Here is a 16,981-nt window from a genome sequence, read left to right as displayed (position 1 = left end):
CCAGGCGCGGTCGGCGGCCAACAGGACCATGTCCATGGGACGGGTGACCGCGCCTGGATCCCGAAACGAGTTCGGGATGACGGATATGCGGCTAGCGGGATGGCGCCAGGGTCGCGACCAGCCCCGCCATCTCGAACACCGTCGCCTGCGCATCGAGCGACAGCCCGCGCGCACTCGCCGACAGCGCCCGCGCGGCGTCATAGCTGTCGAGCGCGGACCGCAGCGCCGGCCCCTGCCGCCCCGGTGCCGCCGCCGCGATAAACGCCGGCGCGCGATCGAGGAACGCTTCGTAGCGCGGTTGCGCCGCCTTGGGCGACAGCAGTTTGGCCAGCTTGGCGCGGCGCGCATTGCTCGGGTCGCCATCGCCCGCAATCGCCGCCAGCGCGCTATCGAGCTGCGCCAGATCGAGCCCGGCAAAGCCCAAGGCGCGCCCCGGCGAGCCCTGCCCGGCCTTGATCAACGCGGCCAGTTCCTCCTCGGCAAGCGTCGGCTGCTGCGCGCGCAGCACCTGGCGCATCAGCGCATCGTCGAGCGCCTCGAAGCGCAACAGGCGGCAGCGCGAGCGGATCGTCGGCAGCAGGCGGCCGGGGGCGTGGCTGATCAGCAGGAAGATCGTGCCCTGCGGCGGCTCTTCCAGGTTCTTGAGCAACGCGTTGGACGCGCCGGGTCGTTCGACCTCGTCGATGGCATCGATGATGATCACGCGGCGCGACGATTGCGACGGGGCCATGGCGAACATCGGGTTGAGCGCGCGCACCTGCGCAATCGGGATCGAGCGGGCCAATTCGGCGCCGCCCTTGTCATCCTTGGGCGCGCGCGCGAGCACGCGGTAATCGGGATGCGCGCCGGATTCGATCAGCCGGTTGGTCGGGTGCCTGTCGGGCACGTCATAGCCCGGCGGCAGCGGCGGTCCGCCGGCGCCATCGGCCAGCAAGCGGCGCGCGGCGATGCGCGCGAAGCTCGCTTTGCCCACGCCTTCCGGCCCGGCGAACAGCCAGGCATGATGCAGCGACCCCGCCATGGCCGAGAGAAACGCGTCATGCGCGGTGCTGTTGCCAAGGGGAAGCGTCATGCGAGCCACCCTTGTGTTCCCGCGAAGGCGGGAACCCAGTCTGGGCCCCCGCCTGCGCGGGGGAACAATAGTGGTTGGCTCATGGCAGCAGGTCAGCCAAACCGGCGAGCAGCGCCGCGGTCACGGCCTCGGCGCTGGCCGCCGCATCGATCAGCCGCACCCGATCCGGCTCACGCTCGGCATAACCGCGGAACGCCCTCGCCACATCCTCATGAAACGCATCCCCGCGCGCGGCGAAGCGGTCCGCCGCCGCGCCGTCGCGCCGCTCGGCGCGGGCGCGACCCTGCTCGACCGGCACTTCCAGCACGAAGGTGCGATCGGGCAACAACCCGCGCGATCCGAAGCCGTGCAACGCCAGCACCGCCGCGTCGTCGATCCCGCCGGCCACGCCCTGATAGGCGCGGCTGCTGTCGATGAAGCGGTCGCAGATCACCCAGGAGCCGGCACCCAAAGCAGGCCGGATCGTCTTCTCGACATGATCGGCGCGGGCGGCGGCGAACAGCAACGCCTCGCTATGCGGGCTCCAGCGCGCCACGGCGCCTTCCATCAGCAACGCGCGGATCGCTTCCGCGCCCTCGCTGCCGCCCGGCTCGCGCGTCACCAGCACGGGCAGCCCGCGCGCCTCCAGCGCCGCGGCAAGCGCGCGCACCTGGGTCGATTTGCCCGCTCCCTCGCCGCCTTCGAGCGAGATGAAGCGGCCGATCACCCGCCGAACAGGCCGGTCAGTCCGGCCCAGGCGCGGCCGAAAAAGCCGGCCTCGCCGACATCGCTTTCGGCCACCAGCGGCAAGCGCTGCTCGGGCAGATCGGGCGAACTGATGACCAGATCGGCGATATGCTGGCCGGCCTTGATCGGCGCCTTGATCGGGCCGTCATACACCACCTTGCCGGACAGCGCGGGGGCGGCACCGGCGGGCAACGTAACGGTCAGGTTGGTCGGCGCGACCAGGCCGACGGTCGCGGCGTCGCCCAATTGCACTTCGGCGGTCTCGATCTTGCGGCCCTTGGCGGCGATCGGCTTGGCCTGCCACGAGCGGAAGCCCCAGTTCATGAACTTGACCGACTCTTCCATGCGCTGGTTGGAGCTGGTCAGGCCAGCCATCACCATTACCAGACGGCGGCCATTCTGCTGCGCCGATCCGGTAAAGCCATAGCCGGCCTCGTCGGTATGGCCGGTCTTCAAGCCATCGGCGCCGGCCACACGGCCCAGCAATGGGTCACGATTCTGCTGCGTGATATCGGCGCCGGCGCCCAGCGTCTTGCCCCAGGTGAAGCTCGGCAGCGAATAGAACTTCTTGTAATAATCCGGGAAGTTCTGGATCGTCGCGGCCGCCAGCTTGGCCAGGTCGCGCGCCGTCACATAGGTCACGCCATTATCCGGCCAGCCGTTCGACGTGCCGAAATGGCTGTTGGCCAGGCCCAGTTGCTTGGCCGCTTCGTTCATGCGCGAGGTAAAAGCGGGCTCGGTGCCGGAAATGCCCTCGGCCAGCACGACGCAGGCGTCATTGCCCGACAAGGTCACGATGCCCTTGAGCAGATTTTCCACGCTGACCTGCTCGCCGGTCGACAGGAACATGGTCGATCCCGCCTCCGGGCCGTGCCAGCGTTGCCACGTTTCGGGGCGCACCTCGAACTTCTGGCCGAGCTTGATCTCGCCCTTCTTGAGCATGTCGAACGCGACATACACCGTCATCATCTTGGCCATCGAGGCCGGCGGCATGCGGCGATCGGCGTCCTTCGAGAACAATACCGCCCCGGTCGACAGGTCGGTCAGATAGGCAACCGGCGCTGGCGTGGGGTAATCGGGCGCCTCGGCCAGGCCCGGATTGGCAAGAAGCAAAGCAGGCGTGAGGATGGTGGCGGCGAGCAGTTTCTTCATGGTCAGTCCGTGGCGCTAAGAGGGAAAGCTCAGTTCGTGGTTACGATCCGAGCATCTCCATAGCCACGCCGGGCGACCTCGTCACGCGCGCGTTGCGCCGAAGCGGTATTTGCATAGGGCCCGATCTGCACGCGGAAGATCGCGCCGATGCGCTGCACGCGCCCGCCAAGGCTGGTGGCGAGCGCCTGTGCCCTGCCCTCGTTAGACAAAGCGGCGACCTGGACGAACAGGCCTGAGGTGACCGGTGCGCGGCCCGCCGTGGGGCGCGGTGCGGGCGGCGTGTAGTTGGGACGGACCGGCCGCAGCGGCTGCGGTGGCGCCGCGGTTATGGCGCGCGTCGGCAATTTGCGGCGCAAGGCGGTCAGCAACGTTGGCGGCGCATCGATTCGCTCGCCCGCCGGCTGGCCGGACCGCAAGGCGCGCACATCCTGCGGCGAGGCATTGGTCAGCCGCACCCGCACCGGCGCCATCGCCGTCACGCCGAGCAATTGCGCCGCGCCACGCGACAGATCGATTTCGCGATCCGCTGCGCCGGGGCCGCGATCGGCGATCAGCACCAGGATCGTGCGGCCGCTATCCAGCGCGGTGACCTCGGCCACCGAGCCGAGCGGCAAGGTGCGGTGCGCCGCGGTGATCGCGTTGGGATCGAAGCGCTGGCCCGATGCCGTGGTGCCGCCGCCCATTTCCTCGCCATACCAGCTGGCATAGCCGACCGCGTCATAGCGCTGCTGCTCGCCCGATGTGCCGCGCGGGCCGGTGCTGGCCGCCACCGCTGGCGGCGCGTCCGCCGGCAACGGCATCGGGCGATAGGGCGCGGCAGGCGCATCATAATTGGCGCCGGGCGCGACGCGCGACGGCGGCACGTCTACCGTGTCGATCCGGCCGACGCCCGGTTCGGGCGGGTAATCGCCCTGCAGGCGATAGGGGGCGCCGGGCGCACTCGCCGCCTGCGGCACCACGGGCGGATACTCCTCGCGCGGCGCATAGGGCGCATCCAGCGCGCGCGCCGACGGGCCGTCGATCCGCGGCGCATCGCCAGTGCCGCCGCCACCGGCACAACCGGCGAGCAGCAACGTGAAACCGAGCAAGGATTTAGTGTTCGACAGCATCCGCGAGCAACCCGACTGAAAGAGCATAAAAGTTCGAACAGTTATAATCGAGGATAACCCGATAATTTCCGGTTAGCAGATAGCCAGTGCGGCCCACGCCATCGGGCTCGATCAACGTGGCGAGCACGCGATCGTCGGGCCAAGTCTTGGTTTCCGGCGTGACGCCCAGCGCGCGCCATTCCGCCATCGTCTTCCACGCGCTGTGCCGCGCGAACACGCGCGGGCAGCGCGGCGAGACCAGACGCGTGGTCATCGCGGCGCGGTCGAGGCTCGCCGGCACGGTCACCGCCAGCCCCCAGGGCTGGCCCGGGCGCCAGCCCGCATTGGCGAAATAATTGCCGATCGAGGTCAGCGTATCGGCCGCGCTGTTCCAGATATCGGCCTTGCCATCGCCATCCCCGTCGCGCGCCAGGCGCAGATAGACCGAGGGCAGGAATTGCGGCCCGCCGAACGCGCCGGCCCAGCTGCCCTTCATCTGATAGGGCGGGATTCCGCGATCGATGATCTGCAGCGTGGCGATGAATTCCCCGGCGAACAAGTCGCGGCGGCGCCCCTCATAGGCCAGCGAGGCCAGCGCGCGCGGCAGATCGAAATTGCCCATCACGTTGCCGTAATTGGTCTCATGTCCCCAGATCGCCACCATGATCGATTCGGGCACGCCCTGCTCGCGCTCGATCCGCGCCAGCCGCCCGCGCTGCGCCTGATAGGCGGCGCGCCCGCGACTGATCCGCGAGGCATCGACATGGCTGGTCTTGTACGGCGCGAAATTGGGCACTGGCGCGTTGGGCGACGCCTCCGGCTGCTGGCGATCGAGCTCGATCACGCGCGTGTTGAGCGTCAGCGTCGGCAGCACCTGGTCCAGCGTGCGCGTGCTGACGCCCTTGGCCAACGCCTGGCTGCGCAGGGTCTGCAGATAGGCCTGGAAGCCCGCTTCATCCTGCGCCAGCGCGGGGCTGGCCGCCAGAACGCACGCGCCGGCCGCAGCCACGATCGATTTCAGTCGGGTAAGCATCTTCATCCGGCGACACTGGCACAGCCAAGACGCGTCATGAACCCCAAAGCGTCGCAGCGCTTGCACAAAGCGGCGCAGCCCGGATATGCGGGGTGGCGCGGCAACGCGGCCAAGCGCCGCCGCGCCGCCGAACCGGTATGGAAGAGTGTCCGAGTGGTTTAAGGAACCGGTCTTGAAAACCGGCGAGGGTGCAAGCTCTCCGTGGGTTCGAATCCCACCTCTTCCGCCAATTTCCGTTGATATTGTTGGATTTTCCATCAGAATTCCGGACCAAGCCCACTAAGATGCCCACTTTTGAAACTGCTACCTGCGGTCAACGATGATCCGCGGCGAACGAGCTGATAATTCCATCAGCGCACGCACGCCACAGGATCAAATCGATCGTCGCTGCCCGATAGCCGGCCTCCGTCCCTAGTCGCTCGCATAGCGCCTGTGCCGTCGTTCCTTCGGCGTCAGCTAGGCGGTTGAGATGCACGTCTGGCTTGGCGAAGTCGCCGCCAAAGTTCTTAGCTAGGTGAAGCTTCGTGATCGGGCCGATCCATGACAGCGTCTGTAGGAACGCCACCTTGTCCTCAGCAGCGAGATATTCTGCAAACAGGCGGTCACGCTCTGCCCAAATCAAGTCGATGCCGGCAGACTTGCCGGGGTGCCCAAACACCGACTTGCAGCTGTCGGTCGCTTTCAGCGCGATCATACATCGCTCATAGATCGGGCGGGCCACGCTGTTGCGCATGCCGGAGTTGGCGATGACGTAGATGGCCCCGGCGGCGAACTCGTAGGCGGTGGCCGGGGCGGTTGGCGTTTCCGATCGCTCGATGGCGTCGGAATAGCCGGCCTCCCGCACGGCAGCTTCAATTTCGCGAAAGCGTTCGAGCGTGATCATGATGAATCCTTCAGGAGGTCGACGTGTTGGGTGGGCGCTAGGCCGAGCGTGACCATGGAGCGGGGATCAATCTGGTGGCGGGCGATCGCGATGTCGCTGGCAACGTCACACGCTTCAAGGTTAAGCCAGGAGCAGCCGTAGCCATCGAATAGGCGGAAGCGGGTGCGGCTGTAGCCCGCGATGACCGTGTAGTGCTCGTAGTGCCCAGCGAGAGCGATCAGAACAACTTCCCGCGCGTCGATCGCTGATCGAACCGCATCATTGACTTGGTCGAAGGTGACGGCGCCATCCGGATAAGGCTGGGCCATGGCAAGCCGCATGCATGCTAGGTCCTCCGCCCGGTCCGCCACACCGCGCACAAGGCTGGTCCAGCCCGCTGGCGCCAGCCCGCGCTCCACCGTTGCTGCCAACAGACCGGCGCGATCCAGGAAGCGCACAGCGAAGCGGAAAAGCTGTTCGCAATCGCGAGGTGGCAACGGCCTGCTCGGCTCCAACAGCAACCGTAGCGCATTGATGCAGGCGTAGATGTAAGACAGGTCGGCGTAATGTCCGTGCCAAACCGGTTGCAGGCGCCGGAGCTGTCGCAGGCTTTGTGGCCGTACGAAGTCCAGCGCCGGCGGGTGAAACGTGCCGTCCGCCACATCAGTATTCCGACGCTAGCATGATTGTCAGGATGCGCGTCGTGACCGCCGGGTCAGCAGGATCCGGCGATCCAAATTCGAGGTTCGTATCGTAATAGTCGATCTTCCAGAACAGCCGCTGACCAGCGTGATGGACGGTGCCCATGTCATGTTCGCCAAAGGGGTCGTTTTCTTCGCTAAACAGCTCATGCATTCGAACGTCAGCAACGATCGTTGCCAGCGCTTCCCGCCCCAACGCTGCAACGCCGGGCGTGATGGCCAGCATGCCCCCTGCCCCCCCTGTGCGTAGTTCGTCGTTGAGGCGCTGAATGGCACGGTGTCGTGCAGCGCCACGTGATGCCGAGCGGACGTGCGGATTCGTTTCGTGATCAGGCACGATTATTCTCCAAAAATGTAGGTGGGTTAGATCAGGCGCATAAGGCGACGCTGCGCGTCGCGGTCGCCTTCGATGTACCGCTCGGTAGTGGTAAGAGAACGGTGACCCGCGAGCTCCTGGACATCGCGGAGCGATCCGCCGGTTTTGATCAGGAGACGTGCTGAGCGGGTAATGAAGGTCCGCCGCCCAGAGTGGGATGAGCATCCGGCCATGCCGAGCTCAGCGTAGGTGCGGCGGAACCAATTGACGACGCTGCGGGGTGTCATATGCCGACCGCGCTCCGACCGAATTACGGGTCCGTCACGGGGATGGCCAAGCTCGCGCAGTAGTCGCTCCAGCGCGACGCGCAATTCCGGGCTAATCGGTATTCGCCGACCTGATCCTTTCTTGGCGATGCGGTGATCGACGTTCAACTGCTTTGCCAAACGCCCGTCAGGGCGCAATACCATGCGCCAATCGAGCCCCGCGATCTCTCCGGCCCGCAAGCCAGCTTTGAAGCTGAGCAAAACCATGACGCGGTTGCGGGCGGGGTTTCGTGTGCATTGGACGTGCGAAAGCAGGCGACGCACGTGCGCCACTTCCAGCACCTTGGCTGATCCTCCCATAAGGATTCCTGTCGATATCGGGGTTAGGCAACACACATGTGCCCACTATAGATTAGCCGATTTAAACCAATTTGTCAAATAACTGCCTATTTAGAGTAGCTTACGATCGTTCGAAGATCGATAGTAGCGTTCTACGCATCGCCTTATCTGTAAGCCGCGTGTTCGAGCTGCGGGCATCGAGGCCGTCGTCCGCGATCGATTCCTGTTGTCCACATCGCGCACGACGGTGCCTTCGCGGTCATGCACTTGCTTGTTAATCGCCGAGTAGGTGGCGATCACCTTCGCGCGGTTGTCGCGGCGGACGTCGCAGAAGATGAGGACAGACCTGTAAGCACGGTCGCCGTCGCGTTAATGAAGACGCCCTAGCGCAGCGCGGCGGCTCCACCGAAGGTGTCCCACGAGAATATGAAGGGGCCTAGCTCCGTAGGGATCGTTATCCCGACCTTCAGGCTGGCCTGGACGATCGCATAGACGATTGGGATGTCGTAAGGCCCAAGTCGCCCTTGGATAATCCCGCATTGATAGAGACGGCGGTTCCGCGAAATGCTTTCTTACAGACGCTCATACTTAACGGGATCATGCCGTAGAACGTGACCACGGCGCAGTGACGCTGGTCGGGAACCGCTAGGATAAAGAGGCGCCCGGAGCCGGGCCCCGGGCGCCAATACACGCCAGATCAGATCTGGTTTAGGCAAACCTCGCCGAAGCCGAAGCGACGGCTGACGCGTGCCTGTTCACGCTCGAGCTGATCGCGCGCGAATCGGCTAAAAGCCTTGTCGCAGCAATCAAGCACGACCGTCGTGTCGACTGTGAGAACGGTCATCCCGTTCTCGACCGCCGAACGCTGATTCGTGACGCGCGGATGTATCATATAGGGCATTGAGATGCCTCCTATCATTGGACGGCAAAATCTCCGTCAGACGAAGGATCTCATACCCGCGGCGCAAAAGTCGATATCTTTCGTCGCGAGAGCATCCGAACAACTGGGTAATCGGCAGATCGTAGGTTCATGCCCGGTTCTTTTCGAAACCGAACTTACCATCGGCGTTGCAACGCGAAGACATGACGCGATGACATCCCCGGCCAGTGGGCGTAGCTTGGGATGAGGGAGAACACTCGATGATCAAATTTCTGACAGGCGGAGATCTAGCCACCGCCATCAAAGAAGTTCTCTCCGGCGCTGACGTGCGTTGTGCGGTCGCCTACTGGGGCGCTGGCATCGACCAGGCGTTCCCGCCATCGGAAGGACCACCGGCCGCACGCATCATCTGCGACGTGACGCGGGGCGGCACCTCGCCTAAAGCGCTGGTCGATCTCGGGGCTACGAAAAACAAGCTGCTAAGGCACGTCCCGGACCTTCACGCGAAAGTTTACATATCCGACCGCGGTGCCGTCGTTGGTTCCGCCAATGCCTCCAGCAATGGGATCGGCTTTGACACTGGTCCCGGTCTGATTGAGGCTGGCATGCTTCTCGCTCCGGCCGATACCGGCTTCGCCGAAGCGGGCGCTTGGTTCGCATTGCTTTGGAAACGGTCGAAGAAGGTCGACAAGGAAGCCCTAGCTCTCGCAAGGAAGCGCTTCAGACCGAGTGGCGTTCCGGGTGGGCGGCCAATCCGTGTCGGCTCTCTTCTGGATCAGATCGCCGCTGACCCCGATCGCTTCTCCGAGATCAGCATCGTGCTTGCGCAAACCGACGCTAAACCCAAGCAGCGTGCGCGCGCCCGTTCAGCGATGGTTGCGGCGCACCCTGACGAAGAGAGAGAGATCACGTGTTTGCCAGACGACGGCATGTTCATCGGATGGGATCGTTCTGACCTCGCACGCTGGCGACGTTCGTGCATTGAGTTCTGGATGCCTGACAATCGACTTTACTGCTACGGCCGTACGGCTTTATACTATCACGATGCCACGGGTACTGTAATGACTCGCAAGTACTGGCCGGCAGTACGGTCTGTTGTCGAAGGCGACCTTCCTGACCCGAAGGCGATTTGCAAGGCCGATCAGCACTTGGTCCGCCGTCTGCTAGACAAATATGACGACGTCCTATTTACCGCACGCGAATTAGCCGTAGCGATAGATTGTCTGGATTGACGGTTTGGCTTCAAGAGACCGAACTTTAAATGAAGTCCCGAATGCAACACCGACGGCGACATCGCCGTCACCCGAAAGCAAACGTCAAACAAGCAGCTGTCGCAGCTATGATAAAACCTGATCAAATTTTCGGGCTATGATCGGTCCATTACCTCGCCGCTTCGCCCGCGCGATTTCGGAGACTGTCCATGTTTGGTGCGCAGTCGCTCACGCGATCGACGCATCGATGGTCGCTGTCAGGCTAAAGGCGTATGCGCTGAAGGAACCGACCATCCTGAGCTTCTCTCCAAACGAGTTCCGACGGCTGCTGAGCCATTGAGCATATTTGGCGCGTTACATTTCAACGAGCTCGCGGCGCGCCTCCTCCAGGAGCTTCGAGGCATTACCCAAGGCCGCTAAATACTCGTGCGCCATTCGACCTCTTAACGTATATGGCTGTGAGCACCGTCCCGTTAGCCGGCGCCTAGTCTCAATGAGATCGGCTTCTGCGTCGCGGCGGAAAAGAACATTGCGTGGTAGGGCTCGAGGGCTTTCAGCCGGTCCGTAGTGCGCTGCTGGTCGGCAGTCGGCCCCGAGTTCCGCGCGAGGGTGCGGGCATCCGCCTCTGTCACTCGCAGGATCAGGTAGTTCGCAACGGCCTCGAAAAGCCCGCCATCGAAGTCCCTGACGCCCTGCGACGCGAGTGTAAGCGCCAAGCCATACTTACGGCACTCCTTAGCGAGGCGCGGGATCAGCTTCAGCTTAGCAGCCCGGTGCGCCTCGTCGAAGATCACCGCGTGGGTAAGGCCCTGCTGAACACCCCTGCGGAACATGTCCTTATAGATGCTGTAGAGGACGAACGACGAGAAGGCGCGTTGGACGATCTCGTTCGTGCTGAGGTGGACGCGGATCAGCGTGGGCTTGCGATCAACGAGTATGCCGGAGCCACCGTCCTCCCCACCGAAGAACCCGTAGTCATCTAGCTCCTGAAGGCGGGCGAGCAAGTTCTGGTTCGGCTTTGAACGAGATTTCAAGATGTCGAGGAACGTCCGGAACCTCGGAGGCGCAGGCCGCTGAGCGGCGCGGTCGTTCCATCCAAGGTCGTCGTAGCTCTGCCTGATGGCCCCGCGGAGCTCTTCGAGCTGGATCTCACCCAAATCCGGAAAGATGGAGGCAAAGATGTCGCGCAGCGTGCCAGCGACGTCGATGTAGGCCATCGGCCCCGGCGCGTCGACACGCAGCGGGTTAAATCCAAGGCCGTCAAAGTCGATCGTCCGCATGGGACCGATCGCATCCGCCAACTTTTCGTCGATGTCGTCGTGATACGAGAAGATCACCGGCGCGATGCCTGCAGCGGTCAGCTGCTTCGAGATGTTGATGAGCGCAGTCGTCTTTCCCATCCCTGGCAGGCCGACAATCATCATGTGTGGGTTGGTGCGAATAGAGACGGACCAGTCGACAGGCATCTGCGTAAGGGACTCGCCCAGACGGACCTCGACGGGATCCCGAACCAGCTCCGGCGCCGCTCCACCCTCTTCGGCTACCAAGCCTGAGAAGGGATCCAGAATGACATCAGCGCTTCCCGCCGAGAGTGCTCCACCGGTGGCGACGCTCGCGTCAGCCTCGGGGGACACCGCTGCGCCGGCTACACCGACTTCGCTCGGCACATGCGGCTCGTCACTTTCGCCCTGCCCGAAGTCTGAACCGGGCTCGAGCACCGCGTCGCCCTGGCCCCTATCCCCCTGCGGCCCCGGTCCTTCAGAGACTGTTACGTTGGCAGGGAGCATCAGCGTGCCCGGCGCGCCGCTCGTCTCGTCGGGGAGCATCGTCGGCCCGAAGAGCCATAGCGCGGTCTCGCTGCGCTCGGAATAGATGCGCTCGACCTGCCCTGAACGGTGCTCCGGACAGAAGACGTAGCCTACGTCCGGATCGGCGACCGTGCCCGGCAGATAGGTCTCCTTCAACACCATCTGGTCGATCTCGCCATTCAGCCGAGCCGTCGCCTGCAGCGAAAGCCGGTGGCGTGCGGCGCGATCGACGTAGAAACGAAGCAGCTTCGCCAGCTGGGCTCGCCGGACCACCCGCTCCAGCGGCTCCAGGTCAGCTCCGAAGAACCAGTCCATCCACCTCACGCGAAGATCCCCGGTCTGCGCGACCATGTGCGCAAGCATGTCCGGTTGCCTCGCCGTTCGCAGATGCTGTCGGTTCTTCACTTCGACGAAGCGGAATTCGAGCGGCCCGCGGGCAGGAGCGCTGACGTGGATGAAGTCGGCACGACGCGCGGTCTCGCCGTCGGCCGCTGGCGTGTTCACGATCGGGGCATGATCGGCAATCTCATCGACGGGTATCAGAACACCCTGAGCGACGTTGAGCCACGGTCCCTTCTGCTCCCCGGCTGCCGCGCAGTGGGCATACATCAGCGCCAGCGCAATCAGCTCGCCGGTCCTCGTCCCGCCATCCGCAAGCCGGATCGCCAGCCTCCCGCTCAGCGCCTTTAGCTGAGCGACGAGGAAGCGGCTGTTCCGCTCGCTACTGCTGAGGCCCATGTCCCCGAGGGCCTCGTCGACCAGGTCGCGAACCGCATCGAGCTTCGTCGTGGAGGTGACCAGTTGGATTGCAGTCAGATCCGAACGCTCCGGCACGGTGTCGATGACAAAACGCTCGTAGGCGTCCGGACTATTTTGAGGAGAGTCGAAGTAGTCGAGCGCCGCATTGCGATCGAGCGTGATCACCCAGTCGCTCTGGTCATGCATCCTGTCGATCCTACGACGGTCCGCTGGCAGCAGTCGCGTCTTCAGAACCGGCCAGTCGTCGCCCGTGCCGCCCAGCCCGCGTGCCGTGGCGCGAGCCGTAGCGCGATCGATGCGGCGCAGCCGATCGCTGGCGGTGCGGCTCTCTGGGCTCGGATCGCCGCCCAGTTCGGGCGCCGCGTAGGTCATCCACTCCAAGTCCTGCCCGGTGATGGCACGCCGCTCTAGCGTCCTCAGAAGTCCCCAGGCATGCAGTGGCCGTAAGTCCGATACAGCGGACGCGGGAACGGTCCCGAGGCTGGTCTCGAACAGATCGAACGCGAGGCTGACGTGCGAGGCCCGCATCCGGCTCCATGCCAAGTCGTCATCGACCGAGGGCTCCTGATGCTTGGCCCACCTGAGCCGCGGGACGAGCACATCGCCAGGTCGCGTCGCGGTCTCGGCGAGCCAGCGGTCCCGCTGATCAAGGGCCTGACCTCCGGCGCGGCGACGCTGTCCCACCGCGGACAGGAACTGTCCCGCACCTGCCGAGCGCGGAGCGTGGAAGAGGTCGAGCGTGAAACAGAGAGGCGAGTCAACATCGTCGTCGTCGTTGAATCCCCGTGCCGCGAGCGTCTGACCAAGCGCGCTGGCGACGGTCAAGCCGTCCCCGGCACGCCAGGCCTGCACTGCCAAGAGGTCCGGCCGCTCGCCGTTGGCGCCGCCGTAGCAGTCGAGATAGTGACCGAGCTCGCGCGCTATGGCCGCGGCGCTCGCCTGCCCGATCGATGGGACCGTCGCCGTGCCGGATCCAAGACAGGCTGCGAGCAGCGCGGTGGCGGCCTTTGGCTCACGCTCGCCGTCCACCGTCATCGCCACGGTGTGGAAGCCGATCACGTCAGCGAAGACGAAGCCGGCACCCTCGTCTCCTGGCAGCGCGAAAGGAAAGAACGAAGAATCGATCGGGCGGACCGTCGACTGTATGTGCTGCGGCGAGAGCCCCTGCTCGAAGCGCGCATGGGCCACGACTTGGTCATAGTGCGCATGCCACGCGAAACGCAGCGGGTGCAGTGGGGTCACCAGCAGCCCGATGAGGATGCCAGACTGCCCGCGGACCTCCACCGTGCCATGCCGGGCTAGGATGGGACTCCCAGCGTCGAGAGCCTTCTCCCACGCGTTGATGTAGTTGTCCGCTGCGGACCAGCCGGGGGGTATGACGAGGCCGAGCAGGCCGGCCGCACCTAGTTCGTCGGCCAGCTTTCGGCTCGCCTCGCGCGCACGCTCCGTCGTCGGGCCACGGTCACCTGGCTCGATCTCCGTGAACCCGAGCTCCCCGACAGGCGATCCGTCGGCACGTACGACCTGGGTCCAGTAGCCGATCGCTCCTGCCCGTCCGACCCAATCCGCCTCCACCGCGCGCAGAAGCGCAGGCCGGAATACCCGCGCGCCTCGCATGGACGCGTCGCCCTTCCAGGTCAGGAAGCCCTTCTTGTCCTCGACCGCTCGCGCCGCGGCGCCTGGGCCGGTCACGAGGAGGTCGAACGCAGTGCGATCGGCCATGGCGATGGCGCCCTCCACCAGCGACCTTACCTCCTGACCCGAGGCGCTCGTCAGCTGCTTGGCCGTCTCGCCGAACTGGAGGACGAAGGCCTCGCTTCGCACCCGAGCGACGGCTTCCTGACCGACGGCGGTCACCTCGACGGTCGCGTCGAACTTTTCGGTCCCTTCGAGATCCTCGAAGTCGTCCACGGTGATCACAACCTGCTGTGTGCGATGTTCACGGTGATGGACCACACGCTCGGCGAGGACGTCCTCGCCCGCGAAGACGGAGATGCGGTATTCGACGCTGCCGGCAGCCAATTCTTCGGGTTCGGTCGCCCACCGAACAGTGAGCTGCGCACGCTCCCTCGACGGTGCCGCCCGATCGAGGGTTAGCCTCGGTGCGCTGTCCTCCGTCTCAGGTTTAGTGAGGCCCGACCATTTCAGGATGCTGCCCTTCGCATCGCGCCAAGAGGACAGCTGGATCCGCCGAAGCTCGTCGCTCGCGAAGCCAGGCCTGATCGACCCCAGCCACAGATCGGGCTGGTCCTCGATCCGTCTGGCGGCCTCCTCCGGACTCATGCCCGAGGCGACCCTCAGAGCCTGCTCCAAGCCGGCGCTCCTGTCACCAGAATCATCCAGCTGAAGAGCCCGCACCCGCTCGGCAATGGCACGTGTGTCGCTCACGTAGAGTAGGCGATCGGCCAGCTCGGCCGAGAGATCTAGTTCGCTGGTCGATGGATCCCCTTCGGTCGCGATGGGCCACAAGCCAAGGCGTGCGAGAGCTCCCCCGGAATTCTGAGCGGCCCTCACGTAGAAGTCGAACTTCGACCAGGGCGTCAACCGCCGCCGACGGCCGAGGCGCTCGGCGCGCCACACGGCATCGTCCAGCACCCGCATTCTACCGAAAAAGGGTTTGCGCGCGAGCTTCAGGGCCTCGCCGAAGAGCTCGCTTTCACCGATCTCGCGGCCGGCGCTGTAGATCCCGTCCAAGCCCGCGCCAGCGCGGAGCGGATCGATCAGCAGCAAGGCTGCATCGGCCTTGTCCTCGCGCTGCTCAACCGCCTGATCGGCGGTGATGCGGCGGTGGCCAGCCACATCCACCACCGCGTTCACGTTCCAGCCCGGAACCAAGAAAGCGTCGCTACCGGCGAGTGCGTCGATCTGCTCGGAAGGGAGGCAGCGCAGGAAGGCGACCGCGCCGGGCTCGGAGGCACCGAGGCGGTTCTTGATCGCCTGCGCCAGATAGTTGACGTGCTCGGGTCCCATCACGCCGCCTGCTCCCCAACCTGCGCATCCTGCTGCGCGCGGTATCGCCACTTTATCTTCTTCATCCGCTCGGCGTCGTTGACGCCGACCAGCAGACCGAGGTCCCGCAGGCGCCGCTCGAACATGCGACGGTTCCGTTGCAGGACATCGCTCGGAATCGCCAGGTTGGGTGGCGCTCGATCAACATAGAATCCGTAGCGTTCGCGCAGGATCCGCAGAAAGTCCGGATAGGACAGTGGCTGCTCCTTGCGTCCTTTTCCAATCCTGCGGATGTGGCGATGCACCAGAAACTCGATCACGGGATTGGTCATGACGAAGGAGAGCGCGTCACCCCTGCGGCCCTGCCCCTTCCGCCGCGACTGATGCAGGACCACCTTACGCCGCTTGGCCAGGCCGTTAACCTCGTCGATCATGAGCGCGGACGATAGGAAGTTGTTGAGGCGCTCTGTGCCATGGCTCGACGAGTCCACGAACGCCGTGCTCAGCGCCTCCGCGAGCGCCCGCCCGGGATCAGTGTCACCGCCCTCCTCTCCCAGCAGAACCCGCAGCTCGAGATCCTCCGCCATGTCTGCAGCATCCCTAAGCTTGCGCGCGGTCTTGCTGAAGTGCCGGCGCGCCTCCCTCGCCTCGTCGTGACTGCCGTTCAGAATGCTCCCAGTAAGGTTCAGCCACTGCGTGGCGTCGGGGGAAGTGGGCGGCAGCTTGCGTCGATCGATGTCCGACTCGCTGCGAACGAAGTGATCGAGCAGCCGCGCATGCATGAGCACGGCCGGCAGCCGGTTCAAGGCCTGCCGCAGCAGAAAGCCCGACTCTTCGGAGGTCGCACGCAGGACCGGATCCGACCCGCTCGAACAGTCGAAGAACAGAGGAAACTGCGGTGCCTCATCCAGGTCTGGCAGCATCCCCGTAGCAGCCCATCGGTTCATGATTTCGACCGACGCAGTGAGAATCGTGACCAGTCCGATCGCTATCGCCGACTCCAGCATTTGGAGAAGGGCCGATCGCGGCATCGACCCACCGGCCGCGTAACAGTCGAGGAAGACGAGCAGGTCGTCCCGGAAGTTCTCGGCCGCCCGCGCGGCGATCGGCCGCTGGTTCGGGATCGGCCCCGGATTGTTCCGTCCCACCGCCTTCGCAGGAGCCTCTCCGCAGCCCTGCGCAAGTCGGACGGTCAGCAGCTGGTCGAGCGGAAGGTGTACGGACTCGTCAAGTTCGTCAGACTTCAGATCGCTTTTCATTCCGGTGGTGGTCGTCCCTGGCGCGAGCGCCCGCAGGAGGTCGTTCTCCTGGATGCGGGCGCCGACGCGATAGCGGCCGCGCTCAGCGAAGGGCTCCACAATCTCGCCCTCCCGCTGATCGCTGAGCAACGCTGTCACCAGTTCGGGCACCCCGCGGAGGTTCGCGGCACTGATCGGGAGGTCTATCCAGGAGGCGTAGTAGTGGTTCGCAAAGCAGCGCTGGACCTGCTCGTCGTGCGATTCAGAGTGGCGCCTGTTCTCGAGGATCGAAGTCAGCAGGAAATCGCCGAGGATGGCGCGACCCGAGGCCGTGTCGAACCCCTCGATCGCCGGATCCGAGATCAATCTGTCAACCGTCGATGATATCGTCGGAGCGCCGTTCGCGCTGTAGACCGCGGCGAACTGGCCCTTGCCGCGCCGGTTCCCCCACCGGAACAGGTATAGCATCATCGGCAGGACAGCACCGACCGAAAAGTCCTGCGGCACGAACGGGAATACCGGGGAATAGGTGCTGGTCCAGATCTGGGCCGTCATCTGGCTGCCCAGAACGGACTCTATTA

The 16,981-nt window shown here is 64.7% G+C and carries 13 protein-coding genes and 1 tRNA gene; 2 read left to right on the top strand and 12 right to left on the bottom strand.

The window, feature by feature from the left end:
* Nucleotides 1–91: 91 nt before the first annotated feature.
* From U1739_RS02965 to U1739_RS02945, 5 genes are all read right to left on the bottom strand, one after another.
* Nucleotides 92–1,072, bottom strand: coding sequence for a DNA polymerase III delta subunit-related protein (locus tag U1739_RS02965; protein ID WP_332703823.1), 981 nt, complete (start codon nt 1,070–1,072; stop codon nt 92–94).
* Between the two features lie 79 nt (nt 1,073–1,151).
* Nucleotides 1,152–1,778, bottom strand: coding sequence for a dTMP kinase (gene tmk / locus U1739_RS02960; RefSeq protein ID WP_332703821.1), 627 nt, complete (start codon nt 1,776–1,778; stop codon nt 1,152–1,154).
* A complete protein-coding gene (locus U1739_RS02955; RefSeq protein ID WP_332703819.1) occupies nt 1,775–2,950 on the bottom strand; it encodes a D-alanyl-D-alanine carboxypeptidase family protein in 1,176 nt (391 codons plus the stop codon). Before U1739_RS02955 ends, tmk begins: the two co-directional genes overlap by 4 nt.
* Before the next feature lie 29 nt (nt 2,951–2,979).
* Nucleotides 2,980–4,059, bottom strand: a complete 1,080-nt coding sequence (locus U1739_RS02950; RefSeq protein ID WP_332703817.1) for a septal ring lytic transglycosylase RlpA family protein — start codon at nt 4,057–4,059, stop codon at nt 2,980–2,982.
* Nucleotides 4,043–5,071, bottom strand: a complete 1,029-nt coding sequence (locus U1739_RS02945; protein ID WP_332704850.1) for a lytic murein transglycosylase — start codon at nt 5,069–5,071, stop codon at nt 4,043–4,045. The genes U1739_RS02950 and U1739_RS02945 overlap by 17 nt, the downstream gene beginning before the upstream one ends.
* A gap of 139 nt (nt 5,072–5,210) precedes the next feature.
* On the opposite strand from U1739_RS02945, the gene U1739_RS02940 reads away from it, so the two are divergent.
* Nucleotides 5,211–5,300: transfer RNA gene (locus tag U1739_RS02940), tRNA-Ser, on the top strand.
* A gap of 84 nt (nt 5,301–5,384) precedes the next feature.
* Here U1739_RS02940 and U1739_RS02935 read toward each other — a convergent pair.
* From U1739_RS02935 to U1739_RS02915, 5 genes are all read right to left on the bottom strand, one after another.
* Complete coding sequence (locus U1739_RS02935; protein WP_332703815.1) at nt 5,385–5,954, bottom strand: hypothetical protein; 570 nt, start codon at nt 5,952–5,954, stop codon at nt 5,385–5,387.
* Nucleotides 5,951–6,595 carry a hypothetical protein gene (locus U1739_RS02930; RefSeq protein ID WP_332703813.1) on the bottom strand — a complete coding sequence of 215 codons (645 nt, stop codon included), beginning with the start codon at nt 6,593–6,595 and terminating at the stop codon, nt 5,951–5,953. Before U1739_RS02930 ends, U1739_RS02935 begins: the two co-directional genes overlap by 4 nt.
* A gap of 1 nt (nt 6,596) precedes the next feature.
* Entirely contained in the window at nt 6,597–6,860 is a 264-nt protein-coding gene (locus tag U1739_RS02925; protein ID WP_332703811.1) for a DUF3768 domain-containing protein, read from the bottom strand.
* Between the two features lie 137 nt (nt 6,861–6,997).
* Nucleotides 6,998–7,558, bottom strand: coding sequence for a tyrosine-type recombinase/integrase (locus U1739_RS02920; protein WP_332703809.1), 561 nt, complete (start codon nt 7,556–7,558; stop codon nt 6,998–7,000).
* A 694-nt stretch (nt 7,559–8,252) separates the two neighbouring features.
* A complete protein-coding gene (locus U1739_RS02915) occupies nt 8,253–8,456 on the bottom strand; it encodes a hypothetical protein (RefSeq protein ID WP_332703807.1) in 204 nt (67 codons plus the stop codon).
* A gap of 239 nt (nt 8,457–8,695) precedes the next feature.
* On the opposite strand from U1739_RS02915, the gene U1739_RS02910 reads away from it, so the two are divergent.
* Nucleotides 8,696–9,667, top strand: coding sequence for a phospholipase D family protein (locus U1739_RS02910; RefSeq protein WP_332703805.1), 972 nt, complete (start codon nt 8,696–8,698; stop codon nt 9,665–9,667).
* 452 nt (nt 9,668–10,119) lie between these two features.
* On the opposite strand, the gene U1739_RS02905 is transcribed toward U1739_RS02910, so the two are convergent.
* Both U1739_RS02905 and U1739_RS02900 read right to left on the bottom strand, forming a co-directional pair.
* Nucleotides 10,120–15,186: a hypothetical protein gene (locus U1739_RS02905; protein ID WP_332703803.1), complete on the bottom strand. Its 5,067-nt coding sequence runs from the start codon at nt 15,184–15,186 to the stop codon at nt 10,120–10,122.
* Complete coding sequence (locus tag U1739_RS02900; RefSeq protein WP_332703801.1) at nt 15,183–16,955, bottom strand: methylation-associated defense system protein MAD7 family protein; 1,773 nt, start codon at nt 16,953–16,955, stop codon at nt 15,183–15,185. Before U1739_RS02900 ends, U1739_RS02905 begins: the two co-directional genes overlap by 4 nt.
* Nucleotides 16,956–16,981 lie beyond the last annotated feature (26 nt).

The sequence above is a fragment of the Parasphingomonas puruogangriensis genome (assembly GCF_036663635.1).
Classification (GTDB): domain Bacteria; phylum Pseudomonadota; class Alphaproteobacteria; order Sphingomonadales; family Sphingomonadaceae; genus Sphingomonas.
This window is presented reverse-complemented; position numbering and strand designations above follow the sequence as displayed.

Coding starts and splice junctions, on each gene's coding strand:
- U1739_RS02965 (WP_332703823.1), bottom strand. CDS start 1,072: ATGACGCTTCCCCTTGGCAACAGCACCGCGCATGACGCGTTTCTCTCG.
- U1739_RS02955 (WP_332703819.1), bottom strand. CDS start 2,950: ATGAAGAAACTGCTCGCCGCCACCATCCTCACGCCTGCTTTGCTTCTT.
- U1739_RS02950 (WP_332703817.1), bottom strand. CDS start 4,059: ATGCTGTCGAACACTAAATCCTTGCTCGGTTTCACGTTGCTGCTCGCC.
- U1739_RS02945 (WP_332704850.1), bottom strand. CDS start 5,071: ATGCTTACCCGACTGAAATCGATCGTGGCTGCGGCCGGCGCGTGCGTT.
- U1739_RS02935 (WP_332703815.1), bottom strand. CDS start 5,954: ATGATCACGCTCGAACGCTTTCGCGAAATTGAAGCTGCCGTGCGGGAG.
- U1739_RS02925 (WP_332703811.1), bottom strand. CDS start 6,860: ATGCTGGCCATCACGCCCGGCGTTGCAGCGTTGGGGCGGGAAGCGCTG.
- U1739_RS02915 (WP_332703807.1), bottom strand. CDS start 8,456: ATGCCCTATATGATACATCCGCGCGTCACGAATCAGCGTTCGGCGGTC.
- U1739_RS02910 (WP_332703805.1), top strand. CDS start 8,696: ATGATCAAATTTCTGACAGGCGGAGATCTAGCCACCGCCATCAAAGAA.
- U1739_RS02900 (WP_332703801.1), bottom strand. CDS start 16,955: ATGACGGCCCAGATCTGGACCAGCACCTATTCCCCGGTATTCCCGTTC.